Raw genomic sequence first — 15,684 nt, forward strand, 5'->3', positions numbered from 1 at the left:
AAAAAAGGAGAACCATATTATGACACTCGTTCGTTTTAACCAACAACCTGCATTAGCAGATGTAATTGACCAGATATTCTATAACCAGAACCGTCAGACATCAGGCTGTGGCACACCAGTTAACATTTACAAAACAGACGATTCCTTTGTAATCGAACTGGCTGTTCCCGGATATTCCAAGGAAGAAATCTCTATCAACCTGGAGCAGCAGACACTGAAAATATCAGCCGAAGCCAAACAGCGCGACATTAAGGACGACAAATTTTTACGCCGTGAATTTGGTTTTAATGGCATTAACCGCAGTTTTGTTTTGCCAAAAACCATTGACACTGAAACCATTAGTGCTGACTTCCGCGACGGAATTCTTAAAATAAACCTGCTCATAAAACAGGAAACCCTGATTAAGAAAGAGATTAGCATCTCTTAATCAACGAATTAAACAATAAAGAATGCCGCAGAAAACCTTTTCTGCGGCTTTCTTATTTTATGCTGAAAATTCATGACATTTGCGCCGGATTATTCACATTTTTCATGATCAAAGAAACCACTCTGGCACATTTGGGCCTTTTCACCTCGGGCCTGCTATTTGGCGCGAGCTATTGGATTGCCAAAGGGCTCATGCCTGATTTTATGCAACCCATGCAAATTATTTTCTGCAGAGGACTTGTAGCTCTGGCACTTTTCTGGCTGGTTTCACTTTTTCAAAAACCCACAATTATTCAGCCTAAAGACCACGCAATGCTTGCCATATGCGGACTTTTGGGCATTACCATCAATCAGGCCTTCTTTTTTTGGGGCTTAAGCTACACAAGCCCGGTTGACACCTCACTGATTCATTCGGCAAGCCCCGCCATGGTTATGCTTTTTTCCGCCATCATTGCCAAAGAGCGGCCCGGCATCTCAGGCATCGGAGGGATAGCGCTAGGTGCATTAGGCTCCGTAATTTTGATTTATCAGGGCAAAAATGCTACCGGCGGAAACAACCACCTGCTTGGCAACTCCCTGATATTTATCAACATTATGGCTTACAGCCTGTATCTTGTATTGGTAAAGCCATTGATGACAAGGTATAATGCTGTAGCGGTAATGAAATGGTCATTTGCCTATGGATTTCTGTTTATGCTCCCTTTTTGCTATAAATCTGCATACACCATACAATGGGCACAATTAACGGCAAATGCCTGGTTTGCCATTACCTACATTGTAATTGGCACCACTTTTATCGCTTATTTGCTAACCACTTTTTCTTTAAAATCGCTCAGTGCAGGAGTAGCCGGATACTATATTTACATGCAACCGGTTATTGCAGCGGCAATGGGCATACTCATTTACGGTGAAACCATTTCGGCGAGCAAAATTCTGGCAGCAATTCTGGTTTTTGCCGGCATTTTTATGATAAACAAACGGCTGTCATTAAAACAGATGCCTGAAAGGAATAAGCAGCCATCCAAATAACTTTTGAATTAAAGGCCTGCGCAACCATGACTCCATATTAAATCCTTCGCAATTGAGCATGGTTTCGTCCAAATGTGCTTTTATCAGATGCTGAATTCTTGGGTCGGTTCCAACCAGCACAATCTCATGCTGATACCTGAAACTTCTGTAATCGAAATTTGCCGAACCAATAGCAAAAACCTGATTATCAATAAGCAAGCATTTTGCGTGCAGATTACCCGGGGTATAAAAGTGCAGCTTGATTCCATTTTTGTAGTAAAAACCCATATACTTATCCCTTAAGAAATCAACCAACCTCACATCCGAGTGTAATGGCATAATCACCTTAACATTTACCCCCCGGCGGGCAGCGAGCATCATTTGTCTCCTCAATTTAAAACCCGGGAGAAAGTAAGGAGTTTCAATAATAACCTCATGTTTGGCTTTTTGAATCAGGCTTTCGTAGCGCCTTTTCACCTGCTGCCTGTATATTGAAGGCAAATCCTGAAGAATTTCAAACCCTTTAAAATGTATGGCCCTGCGGTACGAAAACTTATTGAAAATATACTTTCTGTAAAGCTTAAAACTGTTCAGAAATGACTTTCTGAATAAGGACGAAATAGTTCCTTCAAGCCTTAACATGGATTCGCGCCATTTCAATGAATAACCTGTTATATTGGCTGAGCCCAGATAAGTAATTCTATCATCTACAATCAATAATTTGCGATGATTCCGCCGGTGATTGCGTGTAAAAAAATCGACAAAAAATTTTATCTTGGCAAAATAACGAACCTCTCCTCCATTGCTGGTTACAGGCAAGAAAAACGTATTTGAAGGAGGCGTACCCCATGAATCGAGCAACACTTTTACCTGAACGCCCTGCCGGCATTTTTCAGCAAGCAAATCCCTGAACTTCTCTCCGTTTTTATCATAAGCAAACTTATATGTTTCCAGATAAACAAACTTTTCAGCTGAAGCTATATCCTCAAGCATTGCTTTGTAAATTAAAGCAGGATCCGTAAAAAGCCGGGCTTTCTCAACAGCGTCGTAATTCATAAAAATGGAGTCAAACCTAATTAATGACAAAAATATTAAATCCCTTCACCTCTTTTACTTCTCATCACAAGAAATATCAAGCCAGCAAAACTCCGGCTTTGCGCGCATTTGTCATGAACAGTAAAAACAACAGGAGAAAAACCAGACAGAGAGTAACCAACTTTCATCTATTGGCACAACTATCAGGCTAAATGTAAAGAATCAATAGTCAAAAAAATCTGCTGAAAACAAGAAATCAGCCCAAAACGAGCTGCTTGATTTTGTCGGCATTCTTCATAGAAAGACCTTTGCAAAATATCTGACTTCGCGAATAGGATTTGATAAAAACAGATGCCCCGACTCCAATCTTCTTCACTTCAACATTTACAACATTCCTGAGTGGAATAGAGATATACCTTATGGGCGAAAACGGATTTTTCTTTTGCTTAATCGTTATATAAGTATCGTCAATCTCGATAATATCGGAACTCAGCAACGAGCCGCCATGAATAAAATCAGCACTAAATTTATAGAATCTTGAAGGTGACATCATCTTATTAAAACATAAAATTAACAATTAGTTATACAAACCCTGAACAGAAGTTTCCATTACATCCACCTGAATTCTCCTGCAAAAACATTTCTCATGCATTTCAACGATCTTAGTCAATTCTTCGACATTGTATGCCTTCAAAATATTATATGACTCTCTTAAACTCAGGCACGAAGCATTCAGCCTGAAAGGACAAGTAGCATTTCTCTTGCCTGCCGGACATTGCCTGACCAGGCCAAGCGCTTTAACAACTAAATAATTTCTTTCCATAACAGCTGAATCTTTTCACAGGCAGACATCTTAAACCATCAACACCCCAAAAACAACCATATTTACCTGATGTATCACATTTCAGTTCATAACTATCTGCCTGCGTGCATTTATATTTTGCAATAAGCATTTTGACATTTTTTTAACCTTTTTTCAAACCGGCCGAAAACATTAAACCAGGGTAATTCCCTGATAAATCATAATACCTCCTTTTAGCGGGAGATGTAAAGATGTTAGCAAACTGATACTCCCCTGAAAATTATAAAGAACGCCCGCATTAAACCCTGACATTGGTTTGTTTTTAAAAGTAAGTGCACCGTATTGCGTTGTCAGTTCTGCCTTGTTATAAACGACAGTACCAGCAGCAAAGCTCCACTTGGTATTCTTATAGAATTCAGCATATGCTCTTTGCCCCTGAGAAAATGACATTTTCAGGAGACAAATGCTGAACAACAGGCTCAGCAATGCAATTTTTAAAGAAACCCTTATCATGTGAGGTAATTCATATTTGAATGCCCTTCATAACTATGTTAACCAATAACAGACACATTTTTTCAGCCGTATACTGTGGGAAAGCCCCCCAAGAAGCATTGCTTCTCTCAATACTTTTTGCTTTCCTATATTTCCTGCCTATTAATTATTTCTGAACACTGCAATATTATACAAATAAAAAGCATAAAAGGGGGAAGATTATCCAGCGTACCCACTTTTTTATCCAGCGTATATAAAATTGCCAAAAAACGTAGGAAAAATGAAAATTCCTATAAGCTTTTTAGCAGCTTCATCAACTCTTCGCGCCGGCGATGCGAAACCGGAATTTCACTGCCATCGCTTAGAATACAGACAGAGTCTTCCTTCTTAAATTTCCTTAAAAATTTTAGATTTATTATATGAGAGTGATGAAGCCGGAAAAAATTACGCTCTTCCAGAAAATCCACAAATTCTTTAATAGACTTTGAGATCATAATTTTCTCATTGTCTTCCATATAAAACGCTGTATAATTCCTGTCCGATTCACATCTTACAATTTTCTCTACATCAACAACATGAATGGTATCAGCTGTTTTCAGGACAATTTTTCCAATTTCAGGCTGCACTGGCCGCATATAGTCTTCCAGAAGCTTTTTCAGCCTAACGTTAAGATTTTCATTGTCAATTGTTTTCGAAGCTTTTTCTATTGACTCTTTAAGCTCAGTCGGATCTATAGGTTTGGTCAAATAATCTATTGCATTGTATTTAAATGCTTTAATTGCATATTCTTCGTAAGCGGTAATAAATATAAGGTGAAATGAAACAGGCATAGTTTTGCGCAACAAATCAAAACCTGTACCATCAGGCATTTTTATATCGAGCAGCACCAAATCAGGTTCAAATTCCTGAATGGCTGCAATACCGGAATTCACGCTGTCGCCTTCGGCCACAACCTCTACCCCCGAACAGTACAATTTTAAAATTTCGCGAATCATTTCGCGCGATTTCGATTCATCGTCTATAACTACCACTCTTATCATATCCGTATTTTAATTTTTTAGTTAACAAATTTATGAAAATACAATCAAATAATAAATATATCAGCAAAATAATAAAAAGTAATAAACAACAAAACAAAGCCGGATTTTTGTTTAACTGTTAATTTACCGGCCTCTTTCACAGGTCAAAAACAGTCATCGGAATTGCATTTTTTGTAAAAAATCATTAAATTGCAATAAAAATCTGACACCTGCTTGATGAACTGTCAACAGAAATAAACTTTCAGCAATCCGGCCTTTCAGGATATTTTGGATGGCTGCTATCATTAGTAAAAAGCATATGGGGCTGATTACGTTAATAAATGTACATTTGTTAAAAATTTCAGAATATGCTTAAATCAATGACAGGCTTTGGCAAAGGCACAGCCGAAATAGAGGGAAAAACCATCAATATTGAGATTAGAACACTCAATAGCAAGCAGTTTGATCTTAATCTCAGAATCCCTGCACTTCTCCGTGAGCGCGAATCAGAAATCAGAACACTACTGGCCAGATCGATTGAAAGAGGTAAAGTTGAGGTAAACGCAGGCATAGACTATACCGGAAGCGAGTTGCCGGCTTCTATCAATAAACCACTGGCCAAAGCATACTACAACGAGCTAAAAGCATTGGCCCACGAGTTGGATGCGCCTGCCACTGACATTTTTTCAATTGTAATGAAACTACCGGATGTTACGCGGCAACTGCAGGAACAAACCTCTGATGAAGACTGGAAAAAAATAATTTCAGCCTTTGAAAATGCCTTGCATCAACTTGATGAATTCAGAGCGCACGAAGGCAACCTGCTTGAAAAAGACTTCGCTGCCAGAATAAATACCATTATGCAGCTATTGTCGCAGATTGAACCATTTGAAGCTGCACGAAACGCGCAATTGCGTGAAAAACTCAGAAACGGATTTGCTGAATTTGCAGACAACAACACTTTTGACAACAACCGTTTTGAGCAGGAAATGATTTATTACCTCGAGAAACTTGATATTACTGAAGAAAAAGTAAGACTTACCAAGCACTGTCATTATTTTACCGATACCCTGAAAGAAAAAGAAGCCAATGGGCGGAAACTTAATTTTGTTTCTCAGGAAATTGGCAGAGAGATTAACACCATCGGTTCAAAAGCAAATGATGCCGGAATTCAAAAAATTGTGGTACAGATGAAAGACGAGCTTGAAAAAATTAAAGAACAACTTGCCAATATTCTATAACACCTGATGAACAAAGAAACTGACAAAAAACTCATCATTGTATCTGCCCCTTCAGGTGCAGGCAAAACTACCATTGTCAAACATCTTTTAACCTGCATACCTGAGCTGGGATTCTCAGTATCGGCCACCAGCCGGGCAATAAGAGCCGGAGAAACTCATGGCATTGATTACTTTTTTATATCAGCACGGGAGTTCAGGCAACGCATTGATGAAGGCGACTTACTTGAATGGGAAGAAGTATACCCGGGAAGTTTTTACGGCACCCTGAAATCAGAAGTATTCAGACTGATGAAAGAAGGAAAACATGTCATTTTTGACGTTGACGTAGTTGGCGGCCTCAACATTAAGAAGGCATTTGGCAATGATGCTCTTTCGGTTTTCGTAAGCCCTCCTTCGGTTGCCGAACTTGAAAACCGCCTGAAAAACAGGAATACCGACTCTCCTGAAACAATCAGCAAAAGAATTGCCAAAGCAAGATGGGAACTTGAATTTGCACCCAAATTCGATTACATATTAATTAACAACGACTTAGAAACAGCAAAAGCCGAAATACTGGAGAAAGTCCTGAATTTTATCAACAATTAAACCGAGCAGCAAAAGTGAACAAATCAGAGGTAGCATTGATGTTTTCCGATATCCGCGGATATTCACGACTACTCGAGCTTGACGAGGAGGAAGCGCTTGAATTGCTGGCTATTCACGACAGAATCTCGCATGAAGTCATTCACGAATACAATGGCCATCTTGTTAAAAGAATAGACGATTCTGTGCTTGCATCATTTGTTTCGGCCAACGACGCTTACCTGTGTGCCATTGATTTCCTGGAAAGGCTGAAGCAACAGAATGAGAACAAGGACAAACCCCGCCGATTACTGGTAAGCATAGGCCTGCACAAAGGCGAAGTTGAAATTCGCAACAATGCCATTCTGGGCGAACAGGTAAACATTGTGGCGCGCCTGCAAGCAATGGCTGAACCCGGAAGCATTTGCCTTTCCGACACCATCTATGAATCTATCAGCCGGTTTATTGACATCAAGGCCGTTGAATACCGCGATATTGAAATTGAAAATCTTCCCGGTAGCCATAACGTCTACAAAACACTATCGATTTACCGCGACGAGTTTAAAACCGAACCACCGGTTGCGCCCCAGGTATCCGATTTCAGATACCGCATCCTTGAAATTGAACAGCTAAGCGGAAACGGAAATTCGTTTATCTCAACAGCGCTTTCAGCACTGACAATTCTTTCAATTATGCTGCTGTTTATTGCCGCTGTGCAAGCCAATCAAACCGGCAGTAGCTTTCACCATCTTATACGCTCATGGTTTTTATCGCCGGTTACCTATACCGCAATTATTCCCGCTTCATTTTTTATTGCCCTGCTGTACGCCCGCCGGAAAACACGTGCCGTTTTTGACGATATACGTGATGTGGATCGCATTTTATCCTACATCATGTCGCAAATTGGTTACCGGCACCCTGTCCATTCCAAAGGCTTTATGCTTTTCAGACCTCAGGCCGGCAATTATTTTATACTGGGCATGCGTAAGTTCAGAGCCAGGGTTGATGGCAATACCATTATTTTGCAAGGGCCTTATCTTTATATGTCGCGGCTTATCAAGATGCTGAAATACTATGAACAAACCGGAAAAACAGACAAATTCTAAACGCACCGGACTCTTTTTTGGTTCATTCAACCCTATTCACAACGGGCATCTTTGTATTGCCGAATACATGATTGAATATGGAGGATTGAAAGAGGTTTGGTTTGTTTTGTCGCCGCACAATCCTTTGAAAGATAAAACTTCCCTGTTGTCAGATTATGCCAGGCTGGAAATGGTACAAGCCGCCATTTCTGACGACAGCAGATTCAGAGTCAGCGATATTGAATTTCACATGCCCCGGCCCAGCTACACCATTGATACGCTGACCCGTCTTACCGAGAAATACCCCGACAAGGAATTTGTGTTAATAGCCGGCACAGATGTTCTTCCTACTTTTCACAAATGGAAAAACTATGAACAGCTGCTCGGGTTATACAGTTTTATGATTTATCCTCGCGAAACCGGTATGGACCATGCATTACTTAATCATCCTGCGATTACCTTGGTGAATGCGCCTAAAATTGACATTTCATCAAGCTTTATCCGGAAAACGCTTTTGGCAGGAAAACAGGCCCGTTACTTTATGCCCGACAGTGTGTACAGGCTTATAGATAAGTACGGATACTATCTGAGATAAGAAAGAAATGCTGAATATATGGGCAACATCAGCCAATCGTTGCTGAAACTCTATAATTACTGCACCGGTGGCAGTCAGCTTATATCAAAGTAAATTTCGCCTGAAAAAATCACGGATTACAGGCAAAGCCACCTCCGGAGCTTCAAGAAATCCCATGTGGCCTACCTTATCAAGCAAAAGAATTTCAGCATGTGAGGGCAACATAGCCTGCGCCAGAATTTTATTATAGGGCATACGACTATCCTGCTTGCCCACTACAAACAGAAAGGGTATAGCTGAAGACATCAGCAAATCGAGGCCACCTTTACGCTCGCGCATACCTTCAAGTGCTGCCACAATACCTTTTGCCGAGATTGAGCCGGCACGATTTTGCAAAACCCCGATAGCTTCCGACAATTTTTCACGGTTTTCTTCAGCAAACAAATCGGGAATAAAATGATAGATAAAATTTGACCTGTTAAGGTTCACAATATCAATGGTTCTGCGCCGGTTTTCTTTGGTTTTATCATCATCAGGAGCGGCATGGGAATGAAACAGCACCAGACCTTTGACTCTTTCCGGGTACCGGGAAGCCAATTCGAGCGAAACATATCCACCCATTGAATGACCGGCTATAGCAAATTCCACTATTCCCAGATGATCGGCCACTGCCATTATGCTTTCAGCCATCATTTCCATAGTATGTACATCACCAGCCACACCACTGCGGCCATGCCCAGGCAGGTCAATCACCAGCACGCTGAAATCTTTTTCAAGCATTGTAGCGAAATCGTCCCAGATTTCAGAAGATTCAAGAAAACCATGCACCAATATAACCCATGGTCCTTTACCAGCAGTGCGGTAATATACAGGTGTATTTTTGTAAGAAATGGATGTTGTCATAAAACCTGAAAATAAACACTTAAACCATGATATAAAAAAGGCAGGAGGTTTATAAATGATAGTTTTTAAAAACCTCCCAACCTGTATATACCGAGGAATTAAAGACCAACAAAGTCTTCAGTTTCTCTGGACATTAAAAGCTCGATATCCTCCACAGTTTTGGGAATAGGCTTGCCCAATACCCTGAAACCTTTTTCGGTGACCAGAACATCATCTTCAATGCGAATACCGCCAAAGTCTTTATAGGATTCTACCTTTTCGTAATTGATAAATTCAGTAAATTTTCCTTCAGCCTTCCATTGGTCGATCAAAGCCGGAATAAAATAAATGCCCGGCTCAACAGTAAGCACAAACCCGGGCTGCAGGCGACGGCCAAACCGGAGAAAAGCGGTTCCAAACTGGTCTGAACGTTTAACTTCATCATCGTATCCCACAAAATTTTCGCCAACGCCCTCAAGGTCGTGCACGTCCATTCCCAGCATATGTCCAAGTCCGTGAGGGAAAAACATGGCATGCGCTCCCTGCTTTACGGCTTCATCCACATCGCCTTTCATCAGACCGGCATCTTTGAGGCCCTGTGCAATAACACGGGCTGCCAACAAATGAATTTCGCGATATGTTACTCCGGGTTTGATGGCTGCAATGGCATCGGTATTGGCTTTAAGCACAATTTCATATATCTCTTTCTGCCGGGGGCTGAACTTCCCTCCTACCGGCACAGTACGGGTAATATCGCTGCAATAGAGGGTTTCCTCTGATTCACAACCTGAATCAACCACCATCATGCGGCCTGCCTGCAGGGTATTGCCATGGTTGTGATTGTGCAGGGTCTGGCCATCCATACTTAATATCACCGGAAACGAAACCGGCCCGGCATTGGCAAGCGCAATACCTTCAATCGTTCCTGCAATTTGCTGTTCAACCACACCGGGATGAGCCATTTTCATGGCAGTTGTATGCATCAGATAAGCTACATCCACCATTTTTTCAATTTCTTTTACTTCTTCGTCTGATTTTATGCAACGTAGCTTAACCACCCCTTTAATCAACTCTTCTGAAGCGGCAGCTTTCAGTCCGGCAGGAGCGATTCCGAGCAGGTCGGCAAGTAAGATTTTGGTTTCGCCGCGATAAGGAGGCAAAAAATGCACTTTACGTCCCTGAGCAACGGCTTCCTTTACAAAAACAGCAAGTTGTGCAAAAGGAGCAGTATGATTGATTCCGGCCAGTTTACCCCGGTCGGCCATTGATGGCTGAGGTCCCATCCAGATAATATCATCCATATCAACATCGTTGCCAAAAAGGATGTCTTTTCCGTTCTCCAGATCAATGATTCCGGCGAGGTCAGGCTGATTTATGCCGAAAAAATAGCTGAATGCGCTGTCCTGTCTGAAGTGATAGGTATTGGCAGGATAATTGAAAGCTGCTTCAGTATTTCCGGGAAACAGAATGATTCCGCTTTTGACTTCAGCGCGCAACGCATTGCGGCGGCCGGTATAGGTTTCAGGTTTGAACATATAATTTGATTTTGAGATTTTACAAAAAGTATCAGATTGCAGAAAAACGACATGATGTGTATCTGCAAAATTAACAATTCAGACAAACAGGCGATCTTTAAACAACAGTTTATCTGTTACTCATCAGTGCTTCAATTTCATCTGCTTCAACAGGAATATGAGCCATCAGATCAACCGGCTCATCATCAACGAGAATATCATTTTCAAGTCTTATACCAAAGCCTTCTTCAGGAATATAAATAGCAGGTTCACAGCTAAGCACCATACCTTTGGCCAGTATATGCTGGCGCGAACCCACATCATGCACATCAAGCCCCATAAAATGAGATGTACCATGCATATAATATTTGAAAAACAGCGGATTTGCAGGGTCTTGACTTTCAACATCTTCTAGCGTAAATAACCCAAGACCAATCAGCTCCTTTTCAACAATTTTACATACTTCGGCATGATATTTATCAATGGTTGTGCCGGGCACCAGCATACGTGAAGCTTTGCGCAGTATCCTGAGTACTGCATCGTAAACCTGCCGCTGTCGGGGTGTGAATTTTCCGTTTACCGGAATGGTGCGGGTACAATCCCCGGCATAATTGGCATACTCAGCGCCAAAATCAATCAGCAGTAAATCGCCGGCACCACACTCTTTGTCATTATTATTGTAGTGCAATATACAATTATCAACACCTGAAGCTACGATGGGAGGGTAAGCATGCCCACTGGCGCCATTTCTGATAAATTCATGCACAATTTCAGCCTCAACTTCATATTCCATCACCCCTGGCTTCACAAATTTCAGCACTCTGCCGAAAGCCAGTCCGGTTATATCGCAAGCCTTGCTAATGAGTTTAATTTCTTCCGCTTCCTTTACCATTCTTAGTTCAGTAAGCAGAGGTGCCAGCCGTTCGTAATTGTGGAGCGGATAATCATTGTGGAGCTTTTGCATAAACCGAAGATCGCGCGATGGCACTTCAGTTGTAAATCTGGGATTTTCGTTCTGGTTAAGGTAAACCACATGTGCCCTGGCCATTAAATCCCTGAAAATTCCGTCAAAATCATCGAGCCATTTAACAGTTTGAACACCTGAAACCCTGGCTGCTTCTTCAAGCGTATATTTATGACCATACCAGGTAACCATTTGATCACTGGTTTTTACCGTAAAAATGATCTCACGCATAGCTTCAACCGGATGATTGGGCGACAAAGTAAGAATGCACTTCTCCTGGTCAAGTCCTGTAAGATAAAATAAATCACTGTTTTGCCTGAAGGGGAAACACTGGTCGCCATTACGCGGCATTTCGTCGTTGGAGTGTATTACTGCAAGAGCATTGGGCTTAAGTTGCTTTTCGAGTTTGTGACGGTTGCGGACAAACAGCTCCGCAGAAACAGGTTGATAACGCATGGATTCTAATTTAGAATGATTTTATACTTACTTTTACGTTGCTGATGGAGTGTTAATCATTATTTTTGCCACTTCTAAGAAGAAAAAAAACAAGCCAGCAAGCAAAGGCAAATTTAACATTAATCAACTGTTTCCCTGTTAAATTAACGAATTTTTTAACAATAACCTGCATTTCATATGGCATTTACGTACTCATCAGTTACCAAAAAGGTAATCATGGCGCTGGCGGGATTATTCCTGATCAGTTTCCTGGTTGTTCACCTGAGTATTAACCTCCTGCTTCTGTTCGACAGTTCGCGAGAATCATTCAACCTGGCGGCCCATTTTATGGCGACCAATCCGGTAGTTCAAACCATGCAGTATGTGCTGTTTGGTGGATTTATTCTCCACATACTGGTGGGCATTATCCTGCAGATTCAAAACTGGATGGCTCGTCCTACCAGGTACAAAGTTGAAGGATTTTCACAAACCTCCTTCTTTTCAAAATTCATGATTCACACGGGTGCCGTTATTCTGGCATTTCTGGTTATTCACCTGATAAACTTCTTTTTCAAAGCCAAGTTTGGTGAGATGCCCGAAGTAATGATAAATGGCGAAATGTTTGAAGACATGGGCCTGCTGGTCATTGAAAAATTTAAAGATCTTCCTCTTGTATTAATGTATGTTGTCTGGCTGCTGTTCCTTGGATTCCACCTTGACCATGCTTTTCACTCAGCACTTCAGTCGCTCGGATTAAACCACAGCAAGTACACACCGGTTGCATTCGGGTTAAGCCGGGCACTGGCGATTCTCATTGCCGGTGGTTTCATTCTGATTCCAATCATCCTGTACATTAATCAATGATTTACTGAATTTCAAGCAACAAACTGTTATGGCAGAATTTAATTCAAAGATACCCAAAGGTTCACTATCAGAAAAGTGGACAGACTATAAGGCTCACACCAACCTGGTGAACCCTTCAAACAAACGCCGGCTCGAAATTATCGTAGTTGGAACCGGACTGGCAGGAGCATCGGCAGCAGCCAGTCTTGCTGAGCTTGGTTTTAAAGTAAAAAATTACTGTTACCAGGACAGCCCTCGCCGCGCGCATAGCATTGCAGCTCAGGGAGGCATCAACGCAGCCAAAAACTACCAGAACGACGGCGACAGTGTTTACCGTTTGTTTTACGATACCATTAAAGGAGGCGACTACCGCGCCCGCGAAGCCAATGTGCATCGCCTGGCCGAAGTCAGCAACAGTATTATTGACCAGTGTGTTGCCCAGGGCGTTCCCTTTGCCCGTGAGTACGGCGGTTTGCTCGACAACCGATCATTCGGTGGCGCACAGGTTTCGCGCACATTTTATGCCCGCGGCCAAACGGGACAGCAATTGCTTTTAGGAGCATACAGCGCCCTTAGCCGTCAGGTAAAAAAAGGCAATGTTGAGCTTTATTCACGCCACGAAATGCTTGATGTAGTTGTGGTGGAAGGCCGTGCACGCGGTATTATTGTTCGCAATATGATTACCGGCGAAATTGAACGTCACGCGGCACATGCAGTTGTACTGGCAACTGGCGGTTACGGCAATGTCTTCTTCCTTTCAACCAATGCCATGGGCTCCAACGCTACAGCAGTATGGAAAGCTCACAAACGCGGAGCGTTTTTCGGAAACCCCTGCTTTACGCAGATTCATCCGACCTGCATTCCTGTTCACGGCGATTTTCAGTCCAAACTTACCCTGATGAGCGAAAGTTTGAGAAACGATGGCCGCATTTGGGTTCCCAAGAAGAAAGAAGACGCTGAAAAAATCAGACAGGGCAAATTACTGCCTACTCAAATAGCCGAAGAAGATCGCGATTATTATCTCGAACGCCGTTATCCGGCCTTTGGCAACCTGGTACCACGCGATGTGGCTTCCCGGGCAGCCAAGGAAAGATGTGATGCCGGTTTTGGCGTAGGTGAAACCGGACTTGCTGTTTACCTCGATTTCAGTGACGCTATCAAACGTCTGGGGCAAAATGTAATAGAAGCCCGCTATGGCAATCTGTTTCAGATGTACGAAAAGATTGTGGACGAAAACCCCTACAAAACACCCATGATGATTTATCCGGCGGTGCATTACACCATGGGAGGTCTTTGGGTTGATTATGAGCTGATGACAACCGTTCCCGGATTGTTTGCTGTTGGAGAAGCCAATTTCAGCGACCACGGCGCTAACCGTCTGGGCGCTTCAGCGCTGATGCAGGGATTGGCTGACGGCTATTTTGTACTGCCTTATACCATTCAAAACTACCTGGCTGACCAAATCAGGGTGCCTAAATTTTCACCTGATTTACCTGAGTTTAAACAAACTGAAAAAGAAGCAACCGACCGTCTCAACCGCCTGATGAATGTAAAAGGCAAACAGACTGTTGACAGCTTCCACAAACGCCTGGGCCACATTATGTGGGAAAACGTTGGAATGGCCAGAAATGAAGCCGGACTGAAGAAAGCAATTGTTGAAATTGCCAAACTGCGCGAAGAATTCTGGAAAGATGTGAAAATTCCGGGAGGAATGAACGAAATCAACCCTGAACTTGAAAAAGCAGGACGGGTTGCCGACTTCCTTGAACTGGGCGAGCTGATGGCACGCGATGCGCTGAACCGCAAAGAATCATGCGGCGGCCATTTCCGTGAAGAATATCAGACCCCTGAAGGCGAAGCGATGAGAAATGACGAAGAATTCATGTATGCTGCCGCATGGGAGTATACTGGTGAAAGTTCAGAGCCAAAGCTCAACAAAGAACCGCTCGTTTATGAGTTTGTGGAAGTAAAACAGAGGAATTACAAGTAAAAAACCGCTGAACATGAATTTAACACTCAAAATATGGCGTCAGAAAGACGCCAAAAGCAAGGGAAAGTTTGTTACTTATCAAGTGAACAACATCTCAACCAACAGCTCTTTCCTTGAAATGATGGATGTGCTCAACGAGTCATTGGTTTTAAAAGGCGAAGACCCTGTTGCATTTGACCATGACTGCCGCGAAGGTATTTGCGGAGCCTGCAGCATGTATATCAACGGACATCCGCACGGCCCCGATAAAGCTGTAACAACCTGCCAGCTGCACATGCGCAAATTCAAGGACGGCGAAACCATTGTTATTGAGCCATGGCGGGCCAGACCATTTCCGGTATTAAAAGACCTGATTGTTGATCGTACTGCTTTTGATAAAATTATCCAGGCTGGCGGTTATGTTTCGGTTAATACAGGCGGTGTGCCCGATGCCAATGCCATTCCTGTTCCTAAAGTTGATGCCGACCTTTCGATGGATGCCGCTGCATGCATTGGTTGTGGCGCCTGTGTTGCCAGTTGCAAAAATGCTTCTGCCATGCTGTTTGTTTCAGCCAAAGTTTCGCAATTTGCTTTGCTTCCTCAGGGAAAAGTAGAAGCTTACGAACGCGTTCAGGCAATGGTTGCCGAAATGGACAGGCTCGGATTTGGAAATTGCACCAATACCGGTGCCTGCGAAGCCGAATGCCCCAAAGAAATCTCCATCAGCAATATTGCACGAATGAACCGCGAATTTCTTTCAGCTAAAATATGTGCTCCGGCTATTAAAGAGCAAAAAGGTGGTGGAATATAGCGATTAAACATATGGCTTAAACA

At 42.5% G+C, this 15,684-nt stretch carries 17 protein-coding genes; 9 read left to right on the plus strand and 8 right to left on the minus strand.

Going from position 1 to position 15,684, the window contains the following annotated elements; all coding sequences use genetic code 11:
• Positions 1 to 19 precede the first annotated feature (19 nt).
• Together H6541_08560 and H6541_08565 are read left to right on the plus strand one after the other, a co-directional pair.
• Positions 20 to 427, plus strand: a complete 408-nt coding sequence (locus H6541_08560; protein ID MCB9015829.1) for an Hsp20/alpha crystallin family protein — start codon at positions 20 to 22, stop codon at positions 425 to 427.
• 104 nt (positions 428 to 531) lie between these two features.
• Positions 532 to 1,455: a DMT family transporter gene (locus H6541_08565; protein MCB9015830.1), complete on the plus strand. Its 924-nt coding sequence runs from the start codon at positions 532 to 534 to the stop codon at positions 1,453 to 1,455.
• Here H6541_08565 and H6541_08570 read toward each other — a convergent pair.
• The 5 genes from H6541_08570 to H6541_08590 form a co-directional block, all read right to left on the minus strand.
• Complete coding sequence (locus H6541_08570) at positions 1,414 to 2,490, minus strand: phosphatidylserine/phosphatidylglycerophosphate/cardiolipin synthase family protein (protein ID MCB9015831.1); 1,077 nt, start codon at positions 2,488 to 2,490, stop codon at positions 1,414 to 1,416. The two genes, H6541_08565 and H6541_08570, sit on opposite strands and share 42 nt — an antisense overlap.
• A gap of 235 nt (positions 2,491 to 2,725) precedes the next feature.
• The gene (locus H6541_08575) at positions 2,726 to 3,022 is read right to left on the minus strand and encodes a hypothetical protein (protein MCB9015832.1); all 297 of its coding nucleotides are present in this window, start codon (positions 3,020 to 3,022) and stop codon (positions 2,726 to 2,728) included.
• A gap of 24 nt (positions 3,023 to 3,046) precedes the next feature.
• Complete coding sequence (locus H6541_08580; GenBank protein MCB9015833.1) at positions 3,047 to 3,292, minus strand: hypothetical protein; 246 nt, start codon at positions 3,290 to 3,292, stop codon at positions 3,047 to 3,049.
• 171 nt (positions 3,293 to 3,463) lie between these two features.
• Positions 3,464 to 3,784: a hypothetical protein gene (locus H6541_08585; GenBank protein ID MCB9015834.1), complete on the minus strand. Its 321-nt coding sequence runs from the start codon at positions 3,782 to 3,784 to the stop codon at positions 3,464 to 3,466.
• 269 nt (positions 3,785 to 4,053) lie between these two features.
• Positions 4,054 to 4,803, minus strand: coding sequence for a response regulator transcription factor (locus H6541_08590; protein ID MCB9015835.1), 750 nt, complete (start codon positions 4,801 to 4,803; stop codon positions 4,054 to 4,056).
• Between the two features lie 347 nt (positions 4,804 to 5,150).
• On the opposite strand from H6541_08590, the gene H6541_08595 reads away from it, so the two are divergent.
• The 4 genes from H6541_08595 to H6541_08610 are packed head-to-tail and all read left to right on the plus strand — an operon-like array spanning position 5,151 to position 8,264.
• Complete coding sequence (locus H6541_08595; GenBank protein ID MCB9015836.1) at positions 5,151 to 6,023, plus strand: YicC family protein; 873 nt, start codon at positions 5,151 to 5,153, stop codon at positions 6,021 to 6,023.
• Between the two features lie 6 nt (positions 6,024 to 6,029).
• Positions 6,030 to 6,608, plus strand: coding sequence for a guanylate kinase (gene gmk / locus H6541_08600; GenBank protein MCB9015837.1), 579 nt, complete (start codon positions 6,030 to 6,032; stop codon positions 6,606 to 6,608).
• A gap of 14 nt (positions 6,609 to 6,622) precedes the next feature.
• A complete protein-coding gene (locus tag H6541_08605) occupies positions 6,623 to 7,690 on the plus strand; it encodes an adenylate/guanylate cyclase domain-containing protein (GenBank protein ID MCB9015838.1) in 1,068 nt (355 codons plus the stop codon).
• A complete protein-coding gene (locus H6541_08610; protein ID MCB9015839.1) occupies positions 7,659 to 8,264 on the plus strand; it encodes a nicotinate-nucleotide adenylyltransferase in 606 nt (201 codons plus the stop codon). Before H6541_08605 ends, H6541_08610 begins: the two co-directional genes overlap by 32 nt.
• A gap of 84 nt (positions 8,265 to 8,348) precedes the next feature.
• Here the strand turns inward: H6541_08610 and H6541_08615 are convergent, their stop codons facing one another.
• The 3 genes from H6541_08615 to H6541_08625 all read right to left on the minus strand — a co-directional run bounded on the left by H6541_08615 (position 8,349) and on the right by H6541_08625 (position 12,059).
• Positions 8,349 to 9,146, minus strand: coding sequence for an alpha/beta hydrolase (locus H6541_08615; protein ID MCB9015840.1), 798 nt, complete (start codon positions 9,144 to 9,146; stop codon positions 8,349 to 8,351).
• A 98-nt stretch (positions 9,147 to 9,244) separates the two neighbouring features.
• Complete coding sequence (locus H6541_08620) at positions 9,245 to 10,660, minus strand: aminopeptidase P family protein (protein ID MCB9015841.1); 1,416 nt, start codon at positions 10,658 to 10,660, stop codon at positions 9,245 to 9,247.
• 109 nt (positions 10,661 to 10,769) lie between these two features.
• On the minus strand, positions 10,770 to 12,059 hold the full coding sequence (locus H6541_08625; GenBank protein MCB9015842.1) for an aminopeptidase P N-terminal domain-containing protein: 1,290 nt from the start codon (positions 12,057 to 12,059) through the stop codon (positions 10,770 to 10,772).
• A 177-nt stretch (positions 12,060 to 12,236) separates the two neighbouring features.
• On the opposite strand from H6541_08625, the gene H6541_08630 reads away from it, so the two are divergent.
• The 3 genes from H6541_08630 to H6541_08640 are packed head-to-tail and all read left to right on the plus strand — an operon-like array spanning position 12,237 to position 15,661.
• Positions 12,237 to 12,902: a succinate dehydrogenase cytochrome b subunit gene (locus H6541_08630; GenBank protein ID MCB9015843.1), complete on the plus strand. Its 666-nt coding sequence runs from the start codon at positions 12,237 to 12,239 to the stop codon at positions 12,900 to 12,902.
• 28 nt (positions 12,903 to 12,930) lie between these two features.
• Positions 12,931 to 14,871, plus strand: coding sequence for a fumarate reductase/succinate dehydrogenase flavoprotein subunit (locus tag H6541_08635; GenBank protein ID MCB9015844.1), 1,941 nt, complete (start codon positions 12,931 to 12,933; stop codon positions 14,869 to 14,871).
• A 13-nt stretch (positions 14,872 to 14,884) separates the two neighbouring features.
• Positions 14,885 to 15,661 carry a succinate dehydrogenase/fumarate reductase iron-sulfur subunit gene (locus H6541_08640; protein MCB9015845.1) on the plus strand — a complete coding sequence of 259 codons (777 nt, stop codon included), beginning with the start codon at positions 14,885 to 14,887 and terminating at the stop codon, positions 15,659 to 15,661.
• The last annotated feature ends 23 nt before the right edge of the window (positions 15,662 to 15,684 follow it).

Source organism: Lentimicrobiaceae bacterium (genome assembly GCA_020636745.1).
Taxonomy (GTDB): Bacteria; Bacteroidota; Bacteroidia; order Bacteroidales; family Lentimicrobiaceae; genus Lentimicrobium.

Bases quoted from the DNA above. Each gene is read 5' to 3' on its own strand.
- H6541_08560 (MCB9015829.1), top strand. From the start codon at position 20: ATGACACTCGTTCGTTTTAACCAACAACCTGCATTAGCAGATGTAATT.
- H6541_08565 (MCB9015830.1), top strand. From the start codon at position 532: ATGATCAAAGAAACCACTCTGGCACATTTGGGCCTTTTCACCTCGGGC.
- H6541_08570 (MCB9015831.1), bottom strand. From the start codon at position 2,490: ATGAATTACGACGCTGTTGAGAAAGCCCGGCTTTTTACGGATCCTGCT.
- H6541_08575 (MCB9015832.1), bottom strand. From the start codon at position 3,022: ATGATGTCACCTTCAAGATTCTATAAATTTAGTGCTGATTTTATTCAT.
- H6541_08580 (MCB9015833.1), bottom strand. From the start codon at position 3,292: ATGGAAAGAAATTATTTAGTTGTTAAAGCGCTTGGCCTGGTCAGGCAA.
- H6541_08585 (MCB9015834.1), bottom strand. From the start codon at position 3,784: ATGATAAGGGTTTCTTTAAAAATTGCATTGCTGAGCCTGTTGTTCAGC.
- H6541_08590 (MCB9015835.1), bottom strand. From the start codon at position 4,803: ATGATAAGAGTGGTAGTTATAGACGATGAATCGAAATCGCGCGAAATG.
- H6541_08595 (MCB9015836.1), top strand. From the start codon at position 5,151: ATGCTTAAATCAATGACAGGCTTTGGCAAAGGCACAGCCGAAATAGAG.
- gmk (MCB9015837.1), top strand. From the start codon at position 6,030: ATGAACAAAGAAACTGACAAAAAACTCATCATTGTATCTGCCCCTTCA.
- H6541_08610 (MCB9015839.1), top strand. From the start codon at position 7,659: ATGAACAAACCGGAAAAACAGACAAATTCTAAACGCACCGGACTCTTT.
- H6541_08615 (MCB9015840.1), bottom strand. From the start codon at position 9,146: ATGACAACATCCATTTCTTACAAAAATACACCTGTATATTACCGCACT.
- H6541_08620 (MCB9015841.1), bottom strand. From the start codon at position 10,660: ATGTTCAAACCTGAAACCTATACCGGCCGCCGCAATGCGTTGCGCGCT.
- H6541_08625 (MCB9015842.1), bottom strand. From the start codon at position 12,059: ATGCGTTATCAACCTGTTTCTGCGGAGCTGTTTGTCCGCAACCGTCAC.
- H6541_08630 (MCB9015843.1), top strand. From the start codon at position 12,237: ATGGCATTTACGTACTCATCAGTTACCAAAAAGGTAATCATGGCGCTG.
- H6541_08635 (MCB9015844.1), top strand. From the start codon at position 12,931: ATGGCAGAATTTAATTCAAAGATACCCAAAGGTTCACTATCAGAAAAG.
- H6541_08640 (MCB9015845.1), top strand. From the start codon at position 14,885: ATGAATTTAACACTCAAAATATGGCGTCAGAAAGACGCCAAAAGCAAG.